Origin of the sequence: Gordonia sp. (in: high G+C Gram-positive bacteria), from assembly GCF_012515855.1 — a bacterium.
GTDB lineage: Bacteria > Actinomycetota > Actinomycetes > Mycobacteriales > Mycobacteriaceae > Gordonia.
Map to the genome: position 1 here is coordinate 17,776 of NZ_JAAYXO010000204.1, position 16,194 is coordinate 33,969.

Annotated in this window: 18 protein-coding genes; 6 read left to right on the forward strand and 12 right to left on the reverse strand. The window is 67.0% G+C overall.

The genetic code is table 11. From position 1 onward, the window contains the following. Positions 1-6 precede the first annotated feature (6 nt). The gene (locus GX543_RS14645) at positions 7-1,245 is read left to right on the forward strand and encodes a cytochrome P450 (protein ID WP_290852916.1); all 1,239 of its coding nucleotides are present in this window, start codon (positions 7-9) and stop codon (positions 1,243-1,245) included. A gap of 33 nt (positions 1,246-1,278) precedes the next feature. On the opposite strand, the gene GX543_RS14650 is transcribed toward GX543_RS14645, so the two are convergent. Continuing rightward, on the reverse strand, positions 1,279-1,989 hold the full coding sequence (locus GX543_RS14650; protein ID WP_290852917.1) for a hypothetical protein: 711 nt from the start codon (positions 1,987-1,989) through the stop codon (positions 1,279-1,281). A gap of 226 nt (positions 1,990-2,215) precedes the next feature. Here GX543_RS14650 and GX543_RS14655 point away from each other — a divergent pair, with 226 nt between their 5' ends. After that, positions 2,216-2,929, forward strand: coding sequence for a nitroreductase (locus tag GX543_RS14655; protein WP_290852919.1), 714 nt, complete (start codon positions 2,216-2,218; stop codon positions 2,927-2,929). Positions 2,930-2,931: 2 nt separating this feature from the next. Here GX543_RS14655 and GX543_RS14660 read toward each other — a convergent pair whose 3' ends face one another. The 4 genes from GX543_RS14660 to GX543_RS14675 form a co-directional block, all read right to left on the reverse strand. Next, positions 2,932-3,429, reverse strand: a complete 498-nt coding sequence (locus GX543_RS14660) for a hypothetical protein (protein ID WP_290852921.1) — start codon at positions 3,427-3,429, stop codon at positions 2,932-2,934. A gap of 84 nt (positions 3,430-3,513) precedes the next feature. Beyond that, the gene (locus tag GX543_RS14665; protein ID WP_290852923.1) at positions 3,514-4,515 is read right to left on the reverse strand and encodes a crotonase/enoyl-CoA hydratase family protein; all 1,002 of its coding nucleotides are present in this window, start codon (positions 4,513-4,515) and stop codon (positions 3,514-3,516) included. Beyond that, a complete protein-coding gene (locus tag GX543_RS14670) occupies positions 4,512-6,170 on the reverse strand; it encodes an acyl-CoA dehydrogenase family protein (RefSeq protein ID WP_290852925.1) in 1,659 nt (552 codons plus the stop codon). The genes GX543_RS14665 and GX543_RS14670 overlap by 4 nt, the downstream gene beginning before the upstream one ends. A gap of 31 nt (positions 6,171-6,201) precedes the next feature. Then, positions 6,202-7,161 carry an oxygenase MpaB family protein gene (locus GX543_RS14675; RefSeq protein ID WP_290852926.1) on the reverse strand — a complete coding sequence of 320 codons (960 nt, stop codon included), beginning with the start codon at positions 7,159-7,161 and terminating at the stop codon, positions 6,202-6,204. A gap of 71 nt (positions 7,162-7,232) precedes the next feature. Here GX543_RS14675 and GX543_RS14680 point away from each other — a divergent pair, with 71 nt between their 5' ends. Then, positions 7,233-7,964 carry a PaaX family transcriptional regulator gene (locus GX543_RS14680; RefSeq protein ID WP_290852927.1) on the forward strand — a complete coding sequence of 244 codons (732 nt, stop codon included), beginning with the start codon at positions 7,233-7,235 and terminating at the stop codon, positions 7,962-7,964. A 128-nt stretch (positions 7,965-8,092) separates the two neighbouring features. On the opposite strand, the gene GX543_RS14685 is transcribed toward GX543_RS14680, so the two are convergent. Beyond that, on the reverse strand, positions 8,093-9,175 hold the full coding sequence (locus GX543_RS14685; RefSeq protein ID WP_290852930.1) for a maleylacetate reductase: 1,083 nt from the start codon (positions 9,173-9,175) through the stop codon (positions 8,093-8,095). Further along, complete coding sequence (locus GX543_RS14690) at positions 9,172-9,681, reverse strand: VOC family protein (RefSeq protein WP_290852931.1); 510 nt, start codon at positions 9,679-9,681, stop codon at positions 9,172-9,174. The genes GX543_RS14685 and GX543_RS14690 overlap by 4 nt, the downstream gene beginning before the upstream one ends. Positions 9,682-9,810: 129 nt before the next feature. Here GX543_RS14690 and GX543_RS14695 point away from each other — a divergent pair, with 129 nt between their 5' ends. Further along, positions 9,811-10,263, forward strand: a complete 453-nt coding sequence (locus GX543_RS14695; RefSeq protein ID WP_290852933.1) for a MarR family transcriptional regulator — start codon at positions 9,811-9,813, stop codon at positions 10,261-10,263. On the opposite strand, the gene GX543_RS14700 is transcribed toward GX543_RS14695, so the two are convergent. Then, positions 10,256-11,029, reverse strand: a complete 774-nt coding sequence (locus tag GX543_RS14700) for an SDR family oxidoreductase (protein WP_290852934.1) — start codon at positions 11,027-11,029, stop codon at positions 10,256-10,258. The genes GX543_RS14695 and GX543_RS14700 overlap by 8 nt on opposite strands. A 175-nt stretch (positions 11,030-11,204) precedes the next feature. On the opposite strand from GX543_RS14700, the gene bluB reads away from it, so the two are divergent. Both bluB and GX543_RS14710 read left to right on the forward strand, forming a co-directional pair. After that, a complete protein-coding gene (bluB, locus tag GX543_RS14705) occupies positions 11,205-11,852 on the forward strand; it encodes a 5,6-dimethylbenzimidazole synthase (protein WP_290852936.1) in 648 nt (215 codons plus the stop codon). A gap of 63 nt (positions 11,853-11,915) precedes the next feature. After that, entirely contained in the window at positions 11,916-12,434 is a 519-nt protein-coding gene (locus GX543_RS14710) for a GNAT family N-acetyltransferase (protein WP_290852938.1), read from the forward strand. Between the two features lie 23 nt (positions 12,435-12,457). Here the strand turns inward: GX543_RS14710 and GX543_RS14715 are convergent, their stop codons facing one another. From GX543_RS14715 to GX543_RS14730, 4 genes are read right to left on the reverse strand one after another with little or no spacing between them, the layout of a single operon-like run. After that, on the reverse strand, positions 12,458-13,441 hold the full coding sequence (locus tag GX543_RS14715) for a glycine betaine ABC transporter substrate-binding protein (RefSeq protein ID WP_290852940.1): 984 nt from the start codon (positions 13,439-13,441) through the stop codon (positions 12,458-12,460). Continuing rightward, entirely contained in the window at positions 13,438-14,205 is a 768-nt protein-coding gene (locus tag GX543_RS14720; RefSeq protein ID WP_290852941.1) for an ABC transporter permease, read from the reverse strand. The genes GX543_RS14715 and GX543_RS14720 overlap by 4 nt, the downstream gene beginning before the upstream one ends. Further along, a complete protein-coding gene (locus GX543_RS14725) occupies positions 14,205-15,428 on the reverse strand; it encodes an ATP-binding cassette domain-containing protein (RefSeq protein WP_290852942.1) in 1,224 nt (407 codons plus the stop codon). The genes GX543_RS14720 and GX543_RS14725 overlap by 1 nt, the downstream gene beginning before the upstream one ends. Further along, positions 15,425-16,072, reverse strand: a complete 648-nt coding sequence (locus GX543_RS14730; protein WP_290852989.1) for an ABC transporter permease — start codon at positions 16,070-16,072, stop codon at positions 15,425-15,427. The genes GX543_RS14725 and GX543_RS14730 overlap by 4 nt, the downstream gene beginning before the upstream one ends. Positions 16,073-16,194 lie beyond the last annotated feature (122 nt).

Sequence of the window (16,194 nt, forward strand, 5' to 3'; positions counted from 1 at the left end):
GTGGCTATGACACGAGTGAACGGTGACTGTCCGATGGGACCGGGGTGGGATTTCACTGATCCGGATCTGTTGGAGCGGGGTATACCGACCGACGAGTTCGCGTGGCTGCGTGAGACCGCTCCGGTGTGGTTCAACCAGCAGCCTGCGGGCTCGGTCTTCGGTGACGACGGCTACTGGGTCATCAGTCGGCATCGCGACATCCGGGCCGTGTCGAAGGACTCTCAGGTCTGGTCGACCAACGCGAACGGTGCGATCATGCGGTTGCCGGACTTCATCACCGCCGACCAACTCGATTTCACCAAGGCGCTGCTGATCAACCACGACCCTCCCGCGCATACCCGCCTGCGCAAGGTGATCTCACGGCTGTTCACGCCACGTGCGGTCGGCCAGCTGCACGACAACCTCACCGCCGTCGCGCGCCGCGTGGTGACCGCAGCTGCGGAGAAGGACGGCGGAAACTTCGTCGAGGACATCGCCGTCGATCTGCCGCTCACCGCGATCTTCGATCTGCTCGGAGTTCCGGCAGGTGATCGCGCTCAGCTATTCGAATGGTCCAACGTCATCATCAACACCGATGACCCGAGCTTTCAGGGCGTCGACGTCGCCGGCGCCAATGCCAGCCTCCTCGGTTACGCATACGAGATGGCCGAGCAGCGCCGACAGTGCCCGACCGACGACATCGTCACCACGCTGATCGAGGCGGACATCGATGGCGAGGCGATCGACCAGACCGAGTTCGGCTTCTTCGTTCTGCTGTTGGTCGTGGCCGGCAACGAGACCACGCGCAACGCGATCACCCACGGCATGAACGCATTCTTCGACCACCCCGAGCAGTGGGAGCTGTTCAAACGGGAGCGGCCGGTCACCACGGCCGACGAGATCGTCCGGTGGGCCACCCCCGTCAATTGCTTTCAGCGGACCGCGTTGCAGGACACGGAGATCGACGGCGTCGCCATCGCCGAGGGTCAACGTGTCGGCCTGTTCTATGGTTCGGCCAACTACGACGAGACGGTCTTCGACGACCCGTTCGCCTTCAATATCCTCCGCGATCCGAACCCGCACCTGGGCTTCGGTGGCAACGGCGCGCACTTCTGCATCGGTGCCAATCTGGCGAAGATGGAAATCGGGATCATGATGAACGCCATCGCCGACATCGTCCCCGACATCGCCAAACGAGGCGATCCGGTACGGATGAGGTCGGGGTGGCTCAACGGAGTCAAGGACCTTCAGGTAGGCTATCGCTGATTCGACAGTTCTCGCTGATCGCGTCATCTCATCTCAGGCGTCGTAGACGACCGCCACCTGACGCGGTGCCGACAGGGTCGGCGCGCACGTGGACGAATCGGCGACGGTGTCGAACAGCACCCGACTCGTGGCCACGGCCACCCCGTAGCCGAGGAGGAGTCGAACGGCCGGTGCGAGGTCGTTGTTGAGTCCGGATGGGGGCGCCCCCTCGATGCCGAGCGGCATCGGAAACATGCCGAGGTCGGTGAGGGTGGAATCGGACCAGACTCGCGGCGACCATGGCATCTCTCTGCTCGTCAAGGTCGAAAGGGCGTGCACCACGATCAGATTCGGATGGTCGGCGTCCTGGTGGAACTCCTGGCCGTCGAAATCTGCGGTCCACCAGAGCACCCCGTTGACCGGGGCGATCCCGAGCGAGCCCGCATCGCCGAGCATCGTCGAGCACACCGCCTTCTCGAAGAGCAGGAATCCGCGATCGCCGGCACCCACCAGGACGTCGGTCTCGATCGGCGACGGAACCTGCGCACTGAGCGTTTCGACGACCTCGGCACACAGCCACGTCGGCGTGGCTTCTTCCGCCGAGCGGCGTGCGGCGTCGAGCATGGTTCGCGTCACGACCTCCCCGTCCTCGATCCTGCCCGCCATCGTCGCCTCGATCCGCCGATAGCCGTCGCACAACTCGGACCGGATGCGGTCCATCTGCGACGGTGACCACCTCGTCAACTCTCCCCCGGTGAAATTCATGCGAGGACGCTAACGCCGGGATCGGCAACTGCGCCAACGCATTATCCACAGATTTGCGCAGCGCTCGGCGTCCTCACGTGGTGGTTGCAACACCTCTCCCCGGATTCGGCATCGACGTGGAGCAGGTCCGTGCGCTGATCGCCGCGGCGAACTCGTAGACTGGCGGTTCATGCCGGGCCCCCGGGAAAGCAGGGCAACCGGGTCCGTGTCGACGAAAGACGAGTTGATGACCAGCTTCGAGACGTCCCCCGCTGTCGCGGATCGACAGGCGGCCATCGCCTTCGACGAGCTGCTGGCCGCCCGGTACAGCTGCCGCGCCTACCGCCCCGAACCGGTGGCCCAGGAGACGATCGCATCGATCCTGACCACCGCGCAGCGGACGGCCTCGTGGTGCAACAGTCAGTCGTGGAAGGTGGCGATCACCAGCGGCGCGGGCACCGAACGCCTGCGGTCGGCACTGTTCGAGGCGGCGTCGACCGGCGCCGCAGATCGGGCGGACATCGACTTCCCGCGCGAGTACCGCAATGAACACCGGGAGCGTCGCCGGACCAGTGGCTTTCAGCTGTACAACGCCCTCGACATCGCGCGCGACGACCACGCACGACGGCAGAGCCAGATGCTCGAGAACTTCCGCTTCTTCGGCGCGCCCCACGTGGCCGTCATCCACTCCGACGAGGCGCTCGGCGCGTATGGCGCCGTGGACTGCGGCGGCTACGTGGCCAATTTCTTGAGTGCTGCCACCGCGCACGGCGTCTGCAGCGTGGCCCAGGCGGCGATCGCGCTCTACCCCACCGTGCTGCGGCGCGAACTGGGTCTGGGCGACGACCGCACGATCGTCTGCGGCATCTCGTTCGGTTACCCGGACGACGACCACTCGATCAACGGCTACCGCACCGAGCGGGCGCCGCTGACCGAGGTGGTCGACTGGGTCGACGCCTAGGGTCAGGCTTCGTTGTCGGCGACGCCGTCGGGCTCGCTGCTGCAGCAGCCGCGAACCAGGGTGCCGAGTCCCTCGCCGGACTGGGCGGCGTCGACCAGCAGCGCTGCGCCGATGCCGAGAAGCCAGGAGTCCTTGGCGATGGCGGTGCCCTGCTGCGTGGGACGCACCGAGCCCTCCTCGCGCATACCCGGCGTCCGCATGTACATGGCCAGGAGCCCGGCGCTGAAGGCGGTCAGCCCGGCGCCGGCCACCGCGGCCGGGACCACGGGGACGAGCAATGCCGCGCCGAGAGCGATCTCCGCGCCGGCGAGCGCCTTGCCGAAGACCACCGGCGGCAAGACCTTGACCGGCGGCAGCGCGTTGGCCGCCATCCCCTGAACTCCGGCAGCACTCTCCGCGTCCAGGCCGAGCTTGCCGACGCCGGAGTTGAGGATGAACGCACCCGCGGCGAGGCGGAGCGGGAGCCGTCGAAGGTTGGCCTTGCTCGGCTTGAGATTCATGATGCTCCTCGATTTCGATCCTGTAGGGCTGACTGACTTCATCTCACCAGAACGTGCGACGCTCGGACGGAGTTTCGCGAGGCCTCAGCGCTTTCCGGCCCCGAACTGCTTGGCATCCCCGAACGGTCCGTCGCGTTCGGCGACGGCGGTGCGGAAACCGGCGGTCGCCGCGCGCTGCTGGAACGCATAGCCCTCGCGGGTGTGGCGAGAGATGCCGTCGAAGACCGTGCTGATCATGGTCGAGTTGCCCACGCCCTGGGCGATCAGCGCGCTGTTGAGCGCGAGCTTGGTCATGATCAACTGGTTGATCGGCATCCGCGCGATCCGGTTCAGCAGTTCTTCGGTCCGGTCGTCGAGGGTCTCCGCCGACGTCGCCTCGACCGCCAGCCCCCACTCGGCGGCCTGGGCGCCGGTGATGCTGTCGCCGGTGAGGAGCAGCCGTTTGGCGCGTTGGTCGCCGATCCGGTGCGCCCACATCCCCGCGGCGGGGACTCCCCACACGCGGGTGGGCGGGTAACCGATCCGGGTGTCGTCGGCGCAGATGATCTGGTCGGCGTACAACGCGATGTCGGTGCCGCCCGCGATGGCGAAGCCGTGGAGCTTGGCGACCGTCGGCTTGTTCGCGTGCAGCAAGCTCGAGAAGCCGCGGTTGAACCGGCTCATCATCTGGTAGTCGATCATCGGATCCCACGTGCCGCCGGGATCGTGGTTGCGTGCCTGGACCATCGGGTCGAGTACTGTGCCGCCGGTCGCGGCGCGGTCCTCCGGCTGGTCGCCGTACTCGGCGAAGATCGAGAGGTCGTAGCCGCCGCAGAAGCCCTTGCCTCGACCGGAGACCACCATCACGTGGACACGCGGATCCAGGTCGGCGCGCTCGACGGCCGCCGCCAGCTCGATCGGGGTGTCGGCGGTGATCGCATTGCCGCGCTCGGGCCGATTGAAGGTGATCCGCGCGATCCGGTCGGTGACCTCGTAGGTCAGCGTGCGGTACTCGTCGTCGCGGTCGGTCTGGGGTCGGTCGGTGAACTGCGGGCTGTCGGTGAGCGGGTCGTACCAGGCGGCGGGGCGGTCGCCGGGGCCGGTCATGCCAGCGCTCCGATCTCGGTGGCGGTCCGCGAGACGATCTTGCCGGCATCGACGCCGGACGGCAGGGTGCCGAACACGTCGCCGCGGTCGCCTGCGAGTCGGGTGGCGGTGAAGGCGTCGGAGACGGCGGGATCGCCGTACCGGATCAGCAACGACCCCTGCAGGAGGGACGCCATGTCGCCGACGATGCGTCGGGCCTGGAACTGGAGTTGCCCCGCGTCGCTGGGATCGAGGCCGGTGAGTGTCTCCTCCAGGGCGTGGACGGCACCGTCGAAGTGCCGATCGGCACCCGCTGCCGAGCGGATCTCGTCCAGGTAGATCCCGAGTGTCTCCGGTTGTCGTGCCATCGCGCGCAGGGCGTCGAGCGCCGCGACATTGCCCGAGCCCTCCCAGATCGACATCAGCGGCGCCTCCCGGTACAGGCGCGGCATCCGGGAGTCTTCGATGTACCCGTTGCCGCCAAGGCATTCCAGGGCTTCCGCGGCGTGGATGGGGCCGCGTTTGCACACGTGATACTTGGTGACGGCCAGCGAGATCCGACGCAGCGCGGCGGCGCGGTCGTCGCCCGCGGTCGCCCGATCGGTGAGCTGAGCCAGCCAGAGGGCGACGGTGGTCGCGGCCTCGGACTCCACTGCCAGATCGGCGAGCACGTTCTGCATCAGCGGTTGATCGACGAGGCGGGCACCGAACGCCGAACGGTGGATCGCGTGGTGGGTGGCCTGTGCCGTGCCGGTCCGCATGGCGGTGGCGCTGCCGATGGTGCAGTCGAGGCGGGTCAGGTTCACCATCTCGACGATGGTGCGTACCCCGCTCCCCTCGTCGCCCACCCGCCAGGCGACGGTGTCCTGGTACTCCACCTCGCTGCTCGCGTTGGAATGATTGCCGAGCTTGTTCTTCAGTCGCTGCAGGGCGAAGGTGTTGCGCGATCCGTCCGGCAGCACCCGCGGCACCAGGAAGCAGGTCAGGCCGCCGGGCGCTTGCGCGAGGGTGAGGAAGAGGTCGGACATGGGTGCCGAAGTGAACCACTTGTGCCCGGTGATGAGGTACGACCCGTCGGTCTGGGGCACGGCGGTCGTGGTGTTGGTGCGGACGTCGGATCCGCCCTGCTTCTCGGTCATCGACATGCCCGCGATGAGGCCGCGCTTGCTGAGCGGGGCGGTGAGTCCCGGCTGGTACTCGCGTGCGGTGAGCAGCGGTTCGTACTGGGCGGCCAGGTCGGGTGCGGCGCGCAGTGCGGGGACCGCCGCGTAGGTCATCGAGATCGGGCACCCGTGACCGGCGTCCACGTGACCCCAGACGCTGAACTTGGCGGCCCGGATCAGGTGGGCGTCCGGCCGCGGATCGGACCAGGGCGCGCCGTGGAGGCCCGCGTGGACGGCGTGGGTCATCAGCTGGTGATAGGCGGGGTCGTAGACCACCTCGTCGATGCGATGGCCGAACCGATCGTGCGTCGTGAGCACGGGCGGATGGGCCTCGGCGAGGTCGCCGAGTTCGATCGCCTCCGCAGTCCCGGCGAAGGCGCCGAGGGCGCGGATCTCGTCGACGGTCGACTGATCGAGTCCCGCGCGATGCAGCGCGTCGTTGATCGACGGCGCGTCGGCGGGATTGGTATCAATGAGCAGCGGGACTTGGTTGGTGACCTGATGGGTGGGCATCGGGAGCTCCTTGATCAGCAGGGGTGCGATGTCATTGGGCGACGGCGTGACGGCGGAGGTCGTCAGCGGCGTCCTTGTTGGCCGCGAGGCGAGTCCGCGAGTACACGGTCTGCCACCCGGGACTGCCGAAACGGCGGCGCAGGCCGAAGTAGACGGGTCCGAACCGTCCGGACACCGAGCGAGGCACGGTTCGCCAGAACGCACCGTGCAGGCGGCGTTCCAGACGGTCGATCGAGGTGACGCGAAGGTTCAGCTCGGCATGGAACTGCTCCGGGACACCGGCCAAGACGCCGACCCGCAGTGTCCGCACCGCGGGCAGCGACAAGGCCCGCCACACCGGCATCGGCACCAGATCCCAGCCGCGCGGCTTGGCGGGAGCGAGCGCGTGGTCGACGATGAACCGAACTTCCGGTCCCACCGCGAGCGTGTCGTCGACGATCGGCTGCCAGTACTCGACGAACTCCTGACACGTCTCGGGAAGACCGAGCACGCCGTAGCGGCGGCCGATCTCGACCAGTGCGCGGTACGCCTGCTCGCGCTCGTCGTCGGACCGAAGGATCCCGAACTCATCGGCGATGTCGAGACCGCCTTTGAGGATCGACCCCCACGTCCAGTTCCACACGTCCTTGTTCCACGCGTGGTAGGCCGTGCCGTCGGGCATCGTCCCGGCGATCGGTCGATGGAGTTCGTAGAGCCCGTGGGCCACCTCGTCGGCCTCGGGCCCGGCGAAGACGATGCCCATCACCATCTCGTAGGTGCTGATCAGTCGTCGGGACATGGTCTGCAGGTCGGTGAGTCGCTCGTTGCCGTTGAGGGCGCGGTCCTTCTCGCTGAGGACGTAAGCGATCTTCGGATGCAGCGTCGGCATGATGAGTGCAGGCACGTTGGCGTAGAGCAGGACCAGGGGATGTCCCGCGATCCATCGGCCGAAGGTGCCGGGCGCCAACGGGTCGTCTCGATCGGTGTCGGAGCGGGTGTTGAGGTTCGTCATGCCATGAGAATTACACGCAGGATTTGAATGACACAAGAGTGTAATAGGATTTCGGTGTAGCCTCAGATCCGATGGATCGTCCGCTTGTTCCCCCGGTTTCGGCGCGCTCAGCAGTGCTGAGTGTGCTTTTGGGCGCCAATCCCCCGACGCTCAGCGGTCGTGAGATCGTCGTGGCAATGGACCTCTTCGGGGTCGCCGAAGCGACCACCCGAGTGGCGCTGACCCGCATGGTGGCCGGCGGTGATCTCACCCGCCGCGACGCGGTTTACACGCTGTCCGAGCGGTTGACGCAACGCCAACAGGACGTGGAGCCTCCGGCACGCCGCGAGGATTGGGCCGGGCAGTGGGAGATGGCCGTCGTGACGGCGACCGGTCGTCGAGCGGCCGACCGGGTGGCTCTGCGAAACGAGATGCGCCGCCAACGTGTCGCGGAACTGCGCGAGGGCGTCTGGACGCGTCCCGCCAATCTGCTCCGCCCGTGGCCGGAGCAACTGCTGAGTGTGTCGACCTGCTTCGAGGCGCGCCCGCTCGACGACCCCGCCGAACTGGTCTCTCGGCTCTGGGACTTGGAGGGCTGGGCCGCGCGTGGCAACGAGTACCTCGCGGCACTGGGGGCGGTGCCCGACGAGCCGACGCGATTCAAGACGATGGTCGCCGCAGTGAATCACCTGCAGACCGATCCGATGCTGCCCGACGAGTATCTTCCGGCCGACTGGCCCGCCGCTGCCCTTGCTGCGACGTATGCCGATTACCGGGCATGGCTCGCACGACTCCGAGAGAGCATCGGGTCGATGGCCAGGTGAGGACGCTGGTTCTGCTGGTTCTGCTGGTTCTGCTGGCTCTCGCGGCGATCCGATTCGTCGGCCCTCCTTCACCAACTTCGGCGACGTTCCGGTTCCTGTGAACCGGAAAGTCGCCGAAGTTGAATCGATCAGGGCTCCCCGACCGCTGCATGCAGCAAGGCGGTGATCCCTTCGGCGGTCAGGGCCGCCGGATTGGGATACTGCTGCGCGAGAGCAAGCTCCACTGCTTGGGGAATCTGCTCGATGGTGAACCCGAGCCGCGCCAGGTCGGTGGGGCCGCCGCCCCCGACGACGAGATCGAGGACCCCCGACGGTGCGTCGTCGACGCCGAGCGCGGCCGCGACGCGCGCCATCGCCTCCGGCGCCGCAACGGCGTTGTAGCGCATCGCATGCGGAAGAACGACGGCATGCGTCTGCGCGTGCGGGAGCGCAAAGGTGCCGCCGAGAACGTGACACAGCTTGTGATGGAGTCCCATGCTCGCGCCGGCCAGACAGGTGCCCGCGAGCCATGCGCCGACGAGCAGGTCGGTTCGCGCGCCTACGCTCCGGGCATCCGTGCGCACCGCACGGAGACCGCGGCCGATACGTCCGACGGCTTCGACGGCGAACGCGCCGGTCGCCGGATCGGAGTCGGGGGCGTACAGCGCTTCGACGGCGTGAGCGAGGGCGTTGATCGAGCTGACCAGGGTGAGGTCGGTGGGCAGGTCGATCGTGAGGGAGACGTCGTAGAGCACCGTCTCGGGCAGGATCTCTGGCCCGGAGCGCGTGGTCTTGACGCCGTTGCGCGTCTCGCCGAGAACCGGGGTCACCTCGGATCCGGCGTAGGTGGTCGGCACGACGACCTGGTCGTACCCCTCGCGGGCGGCGAGCGCCTTCGCCAGCCCGACGGCACTGCCGCCACCGACCGCGACCACCGTGTCGACGTCGGTCTCCCGCGCCAGCCGCGCCGCCTGTTCGGTGACCTCGACCGGAGTATGCATCGCGGCACCGGAGAAGCTCGCGACCGCGAGGCCCCCAAGAATCGCCTGGGCGACCGCGCGGTGCCGATCGCTCGCGATCAGCAGGACACGGCGACCGCCGAGCCTGTCCACCTCGTGCGGCAGCTGCGCGAGTGCCCCGTTCCCGAAGACAATGCGCGTCGGCGATGCCGTGTAGGTGAATCCCGATGCGGCGTCGGTGGTCACCGTTCCGGGCTCCGGAACCACGATCACAGCACCTGGTCGCCGTACATCTCGCCCAGTGGGTCGGCGATCAGCTCGATACGGGCGCCGTCGGGATCGCGGAAGTAGATCGACACTCCGCTGTGCTCGACCGCGTCGACACCGGCGGCGGCCAGCTTGCTGCGCAGATGCTCCCAGCGGTTCGGTTCGACGCTGATCGCGACATGGTGGAGGCCACCGAGGACTTCCCGGTAGGGCCCCACCTCCAGACCGGGAAAGTCGAAGAACGCCAGCAGGTTGCTGTTGCCGATGTCGAAGAAGAAGTGCGACGACCCCGGGTAGTCGCGGTTCTCGATCAGTTCGGTGAGCGGGAACTCCAGAAGTCCCTGGTAGAAGCGAATCGTCTGTTCCACATCGCTGCTGATGAGGGCCGTGTGGTGCAGACCTCGAGCCGACGAGCTCGGTCGTGCAGTCGCCGACGTCAGATATCTGTCGCGTAACCGGTCGCGCGTCGCGGCGAACCGGGTCGAGCGTTCGTTCTCCTCGGCGGTGGTCATATCGACTCCTCACTCCGGTCGGGCGGTGACGACTCGAGTCGGGGACATTCAAGTCGGGGACTCTCAGCCGGTGCCCTTGACAGTACTCAGAGTGATTTCGGCGTCAATCATTCTCGGTATGCTCGTTCAATGACTTCTCCGCGATGGCTTTCCGCCGACGAGACCGCAGCCTGGCGTGCGTACCTCGACGGCACGCGGCTGCTGATGGCGGCGCTCGACCGCCAGTTGACCCGCGACGCCGGCCTGTCGCTGACCGATTTCGAACTCCTGGTGCACCTGTCAGAGGCACCAGAACAACGGCTGCGGATGAGCGACCTCGCCGACGCGGTGACCACCACCCGTAGCAACGTGACGCGCGCCAGTCAGCGGCTGGTCGCGGCGGGCTGGGTGGAGCGCACCCCGTGCGAAGACGACCGCCGCGGCACGTGGGCTCAACTGACCGAGGCAGGCCTGGCCAAGCTCGAGGAGGCCGCACCCGGACACCTCGCCGAAGTCCGCGCCGACCTGATCGACATGCTGACGCCCGACGAACTCGCGACGGTGGCGTCGATCGGGGCGCGCGTCCGGTCGCAACTCAGCTGAAGTAGGCCTGACCACCGTCGAGAGGAATCGTCGCGCCGGTGAGGTAACGGAACTCCGGACCGCACAGAGCGGCCACCGCAACGCCGATATCGTCCCGACAGTCACCGATCCGTCGCAGCGGGATGGTCTGGAAGAACGCTGCGGCCTCCTCCGGATTCGCTTCGATCCACCAGTTGAGTCCTGCCGACTCGGCATGCGGGGCGATCGCCAGGGCACGAATGCCGTCGACTCCCCACTCGGCCGCTGCGGCCCGGGTCAGCGACACGATGGCACTCTTCACCGCCGCGTACGGGCCGTATCCGCCCATGTCCCAGCGCTTGGTGGTGGAGCTGGTCAAGTTGAGGATCACCGCGTCGCCACTGGCCTGCAGGTGCGGATGGCAGGCCTTCATGAAACGGAAGGTCGCCAGCGGGCCCGACGAGAAGCCTTTCTGAAAGCGGTCGTCGCTGACGGCCATCAGGGTTCCGAGGGGAACCTGCTGCGCGTTGTTGACCAGGATGTCGATGCGGCCGAACTTCTCGGCGACGGCGTCGACAGTGGCAGTGATGCCGTCGGCGTCCTTGACATCGCAGACGAAGGTGGCGCAGACACCGCCCTCGGCCTCGATCTGTTCCCGGGTGCTCTCGAGTTTGGATTCGGTACGACCGACAGCGGCCACCCGTGCTCCCGCATCGGCCATGGCCAGGGCGATGCCCTGTCCGATTCCCTGCCCCGCCCCGGTGATGATCGCGGTCTTGCCTGCCAAGTGCTGATGCGCTGATTCCATACCTGCAGCCTCTCAAGAGATTCCGACTTCGGTCCACTCCGGGGCGACTCCCGGCACGCATTCCGTACGACGGGCCGCGATGGACCCTGGATACGATGAACCTGTTGACGCCCGGACACCGGGCCGACGATCAGGTGGCGAGACCACGACGCGAGACGACAAGGGGCGATCTACGGTGGCGAGCGGGGCCGACGGGCAGTTCAGCGAAGACTTCATCGAGGAGTTCGACGAACTCCTTCGGTGGCGTCGGGACGTCCGCCATTTCAAGACCGACCCGATCGACGAGGCCACGGTCGAGAGCATCCTGCGTTCGGCCGAGTTGTCGCCGTCGGTCGGCAACAGTCAGCCGTGGCGCTGGGTGGAGGTCCGTTCCCCGGAACCCCGCGCGGTCGTCAAGGAGACCTTCGCTCGCTGCAATGCCGACGCGTTGAACGGGTACCGGGGCGAACGCGCGCAGAAGTATCTGTCGCTGAAATTGGCAGGCCTCGACGAGGCCCCGGTCCACATTGCGGTGTTCTGCGAGGACGAGACCCTGCAGGGTCACGGACTCGGACGGGCGACGATGCCGGAGACCCTGGCCTACTCCGTCGTCACCGCGATCGGCAGCCTGTGGTTGTCCGCACGGGCGCGTGGCGTCGGCGTCGGATGGATCTCGATCGTCGAGCCCGAGGCGGTGTGCCAGGCGCTGGATGTGCCCGCGGATTGGCGATTCGTCGCCTACCTCTGCATCGGATACCCGGCGGAACTGGCGGCGATCCCCGAACTGCAGCGCACTGGCTGGCAGGCCCGGACCGATCCCAAGGCCCGCTACTTCGTCCGCTGAGAACCCTCCGCCGAGAACCTTCCGTCGAGGACTATCTGCCGAGCACAACCGAAAGGGTCGACCATGCAGGCAACGAGCCCGGACTGGACCATCCGCCCCGAGACAGCGGCTGACGCCGACGGCATTCGCGCCGTGACGGTGGCGGCGTTTCCCTCACCTGAGGAAGCCGACCTCGTGGAGGCGCTGCGCGCGGACTCTGCTGCGTGGATCGACGGCCTGTCGTATGTCGCCGAGGTCGACGGAACGATCATCGGGCACGCGCTGCTGACTCGCTGCCACGTGAACGGCACCGAGTCGCTGGCACTGGCACCCTGTTCGGTGGCACCCGAACATCAGCGCACCGGGGTCGGCACGGCAGTGATCCGACAGCTGCTCGACGCCGCGCGTGACCGCGGCGAAGCCTCGGTGATCGTGCTCGGGCACGCCGACTACTACCCGCGCTTCGGCTTCGTCCCCGCATCGCGGTACGGAGTGACGGCGTCGTTCGCGGCGCCCGACGAGGCGTTCATGGCGCTGAGCCTCGGTGACGGTCGCTCCGTTCCGGCGGGGACGATCGCGTACCCGCCCGCGTTCGGGGTGTAGTCCAGCCGCGCAGGCAGCAGACGTCAGTAGTTCACGAAACCTTTCGACACCAGCCAGTCGCGCGCGACGTCGGCGGGCTCCTTGCCGTCGACGTCCACCTGACGGTTGAGCTCGGTGATCGCCTCGGAGGTCAGCGCGGCCATCACCGGAGCGGTGACCTTCGCGATCGACGGGAACCGGTCGGCCACGTCTTTCGGTGTCGTGACCGCCGCGTTGTAGTGCGGGAAGAACTGCTTGTCGTCCTCGAGCACGATCAGGTCGAGCGCCTTGATCCGACCGTCCGTGGTGAAGACCTCACCGAACGCGCAGTTCCCGTTCGCGGTGGCCTGATAGATGATTCCGGTCTGCAGGATCTGTGTCTGGGCCGCCGCCGGATCGAAGCCGTACTTGGCGGCCATGCCGGGGAAACCATCCTGCCGACTGCGGAACTCGGTCTCGAGGCAGGTCGATGCCGCGGCGGGGTCGCTCTTGACCAGGGCCGCGTAATCCGACAGGGTCTTGACGCCGGTCTTCTCGGCCGTCGCCTTGCTCATCGCCAGTGCGTACGTGTTGTCCATCGGCGCGGGGTTGACCCAGACCACGTCGTTGCGTTTCAGGTCTTCGTCCCGCACGGCGTTGAACTGCTCGGTGGCGTCGCTGATCGGCGTCTCGTTGCCGAGGTAGTTGATCCATCCGGTGCCGGTGTACTCGATGGTGGCGTCGACCTGACCGGCCAGCATGGCGTCGCGCGTGCTGTTGGACCCCTGGATATTGGTGAGGTCGCGGACGTCGGCACCGGCAGCAGAGAGCGAGAACGCCAGGATGTAGCCGAGGATCACCTGCTCGGTGAAGTCCTTGGAGCCGACCGTGATGGTCTGGCCTTCGAGGTCGGGCTGCACCGTGATCGATCCCGGTTTCACCGGCAGTGGGAGCGCGCCGCCGGACTGCAAGCCGCACGCCGCGACCCCGAGGATCAGGGCGCACGCACCCAGCAGGGCTGCGCACGCGCGTCGAACCGACTTGGTCATTGCAGGCCCTTCGGTGACAGGTAACGTTCGGCGAGCGCGCCGAGCCAGTCGACGGCCAGTGCGAGCGCCACCGATAGCACGGCGCCGACCACCAGCGTCACATTGTCGCGCAGCTTGTATCCGGTGTCGATGAGGATGCCGAGGCCGCCCGCGTTCACCAGGAAGCAGAGGGTCGCCGTTCCCACGGCGAGCACGAGCGAGGTGCGCAGGCCGGCCAGGATGAACGGGACGGCGAGCGGGAGCTCGACCTTGGTGAGCACCTGGATCTCCGACATCCCCTGCCCCTTGGCCGCATCGATGATCGACGGGTCGACTTCCTGGAGGCCCAGCATGCTGTTCCGGAGTACCGGCAACAGCGAGTAGAACGCGATCGGCAGCACACCCACCCAGAAGCCGGTGGTCGCCGTCCACAGGAAGAAGAGCACCAGGAGGCCGATCGCCGGAGCGGCCTGGCCGATGTTGGCGATACCGATGAAGAAGGGCGCCAACCACCGGAAGCGGTGACGGGTGACGACCACGGCCAGCGGCACCGCGATCACCAGGACGATCGCTGCGATCGCTGCGGTGAGCATGATGTGCTCCCACGCGAGCTGGCCGATGTACTCGGAGTTGATCGTCGCCTTCTGCGTCGCGGTGAGGTCGCGGGTGAATGCCCACGCCAGCGTGATGCCGGCCATCACGATCGCGACCACCGGCTGAATCCACAGCTGGAGGTTGGTCGTGGCTACGGTCCCCGGCTCCGCCGGGGCGGTCGTGGAGGCCATCAGGTGCCGTTCCCCGACGCTTCGGCCGTGTCCGCAGTCGATACGGCGGCCGGCTCGGCGATGGGCGGATCGTCCTCGTGCTGTTCGCGCAGTGAACGGATGGTCTCGATCAGAGTCTCGATGGTGACCACTCCGTGGTACCGCCCGCGAGCGGCGGTCACGACGGCCGACGCGTTCCGTTCGGCGAGGATCGCTTCGAGGGCGTCCTGGAGGGTCGACGATGTCGACACCAGTTCGCCGAGGGGAAGGCCGACGCTGCGGAGCGACGAGACACCCTGCAGGTGTTTGCGGTCGGTCCACCGGATCGGGCGATCGCGCGAGTCGAGGATGACTCCCCAGTCGCCGCCGATGCGTTCGGCGAAGTCGGCGACCGAATCGCCCTCGTGGGCGGTCGGACGCTGCTCGATCTCGATGTCACGGACCTTGAGCAGGTTCAACTGCTGGAGCGACGCACCCTGTCCGACGAACCCGGCGACGGTGTCGTTGGCCGGGTTGGCCAGGATCGCTTCCGGCGAGTCGTACTGCAGCACCTCCGACCGCGCGCCGAGCACGGCGATCTTGTCGCCCAGTTTCACCGCCTCGCTGAAGTCGTGGGTCACGAACACGATCGTTTTGCGGAGCTCGGCCTGGATCTGCATCAACTCGTCCTGCAGCAGACCTCGGGTGATCGGGTCGACGGCGCCGAACGGCTCGTCCATCAGCAGGACCGGCGGGTCGGCCGCCAGCGCGCGGGCGACGCCGACGCGCTGCTGCTGACCGCCCGACAGCTGGCGGGGATAGCGGTCGGCGAACTGCGTCGGGTCCAGACCGACGGTGTCGAGGAGTTCTTCCACCCGGTCGGCGATGCGTTTCCGGTCCCACTTCAGCAGCTTCGGCACCACTGCGATGTTCTGAGCGACCGTCATATGTGGAAAGAGGCCGGCCTGCTGAATGGCATATCCGATGTTCTGTCGGAGCTTGTTGGGATCCAGCGACAGTGCGTCCTGGCCGCCGATCGTGATCCTTCCGGAGGTGGGCTCGATGAGACGATTGATTATCCGCATCGTGGTGGTTTTGCCGCTGCCGGACGGACCGACGAAAACCACGATCTCGCCCGCCGGAATGGTCAGTGAAACATCCTCGACGGCAGGTTCCTTCTGGCCGGGGTAGGTCTTCGAAACGTGCTCGAGAACGATTTCGACGCCCGAGACGCCGTTCTCTGCGGTGTTTGTCGATTCGCTCAACGGATGCCCTTCGAAGTAGTCAATCGACCGATGATCACGTAGATCCCATCAAGGATCAGCGCGAGGATCACGATCAGCAAGGTGCCGGTCAGGGCCTGCGAGGCGGCCGTTGGACTGCCGACTCGGGACAGGCCCGAGAAGATCAGGTTGCCCAGTCCCGGGCCCTTCGCGTACGCGGCGATGGCGAGGATGCCCATCGCCATCTGCGTCGCTACGCGCATACCGGTCAGGATCGACGGCCAGGCCAGCGGGAGTTCGACACGGGCCAGGACCAGCATGCGATTCATCCCGATGCCCTTGGCCGCGTCGGTGACCGCGGGATCGACGGCTCCGAGACCGACGATCGTGTTGCGGATGATCGGCAGAAGCGAGTACAGGGTCAGTGCGATCACCGTCGGTGCCACGCCCAGGCCGACGATGGGAATCAGCAGACCCAGCAGGGCGAACGACGGGATGGTGAGGATCGTGCTCGACAATGCGGTGGCGATCGCCGATCCCGCCGGGCTGCGGTAGACGAGAATGCCGACCGAGACACCGATCACCGTTGCCAGAATCAAGCACTGAATCACGGCGCTGATGTGCAGATAAGAATCGACCATCAGCTGTGATCGGCGGGTTGAGATGAACTCCCATATCGAATTCAGAGCGCTCTCCTTCGTCAATTCGACGGTAGCCCAAAAAGCGATCGAAATCGGGTCGGCGGCGGATAAACGCAGGTCAATCCGGGTAGTCGTGCGAATTTAATGCGGCGAATTCCGCCCAGTGG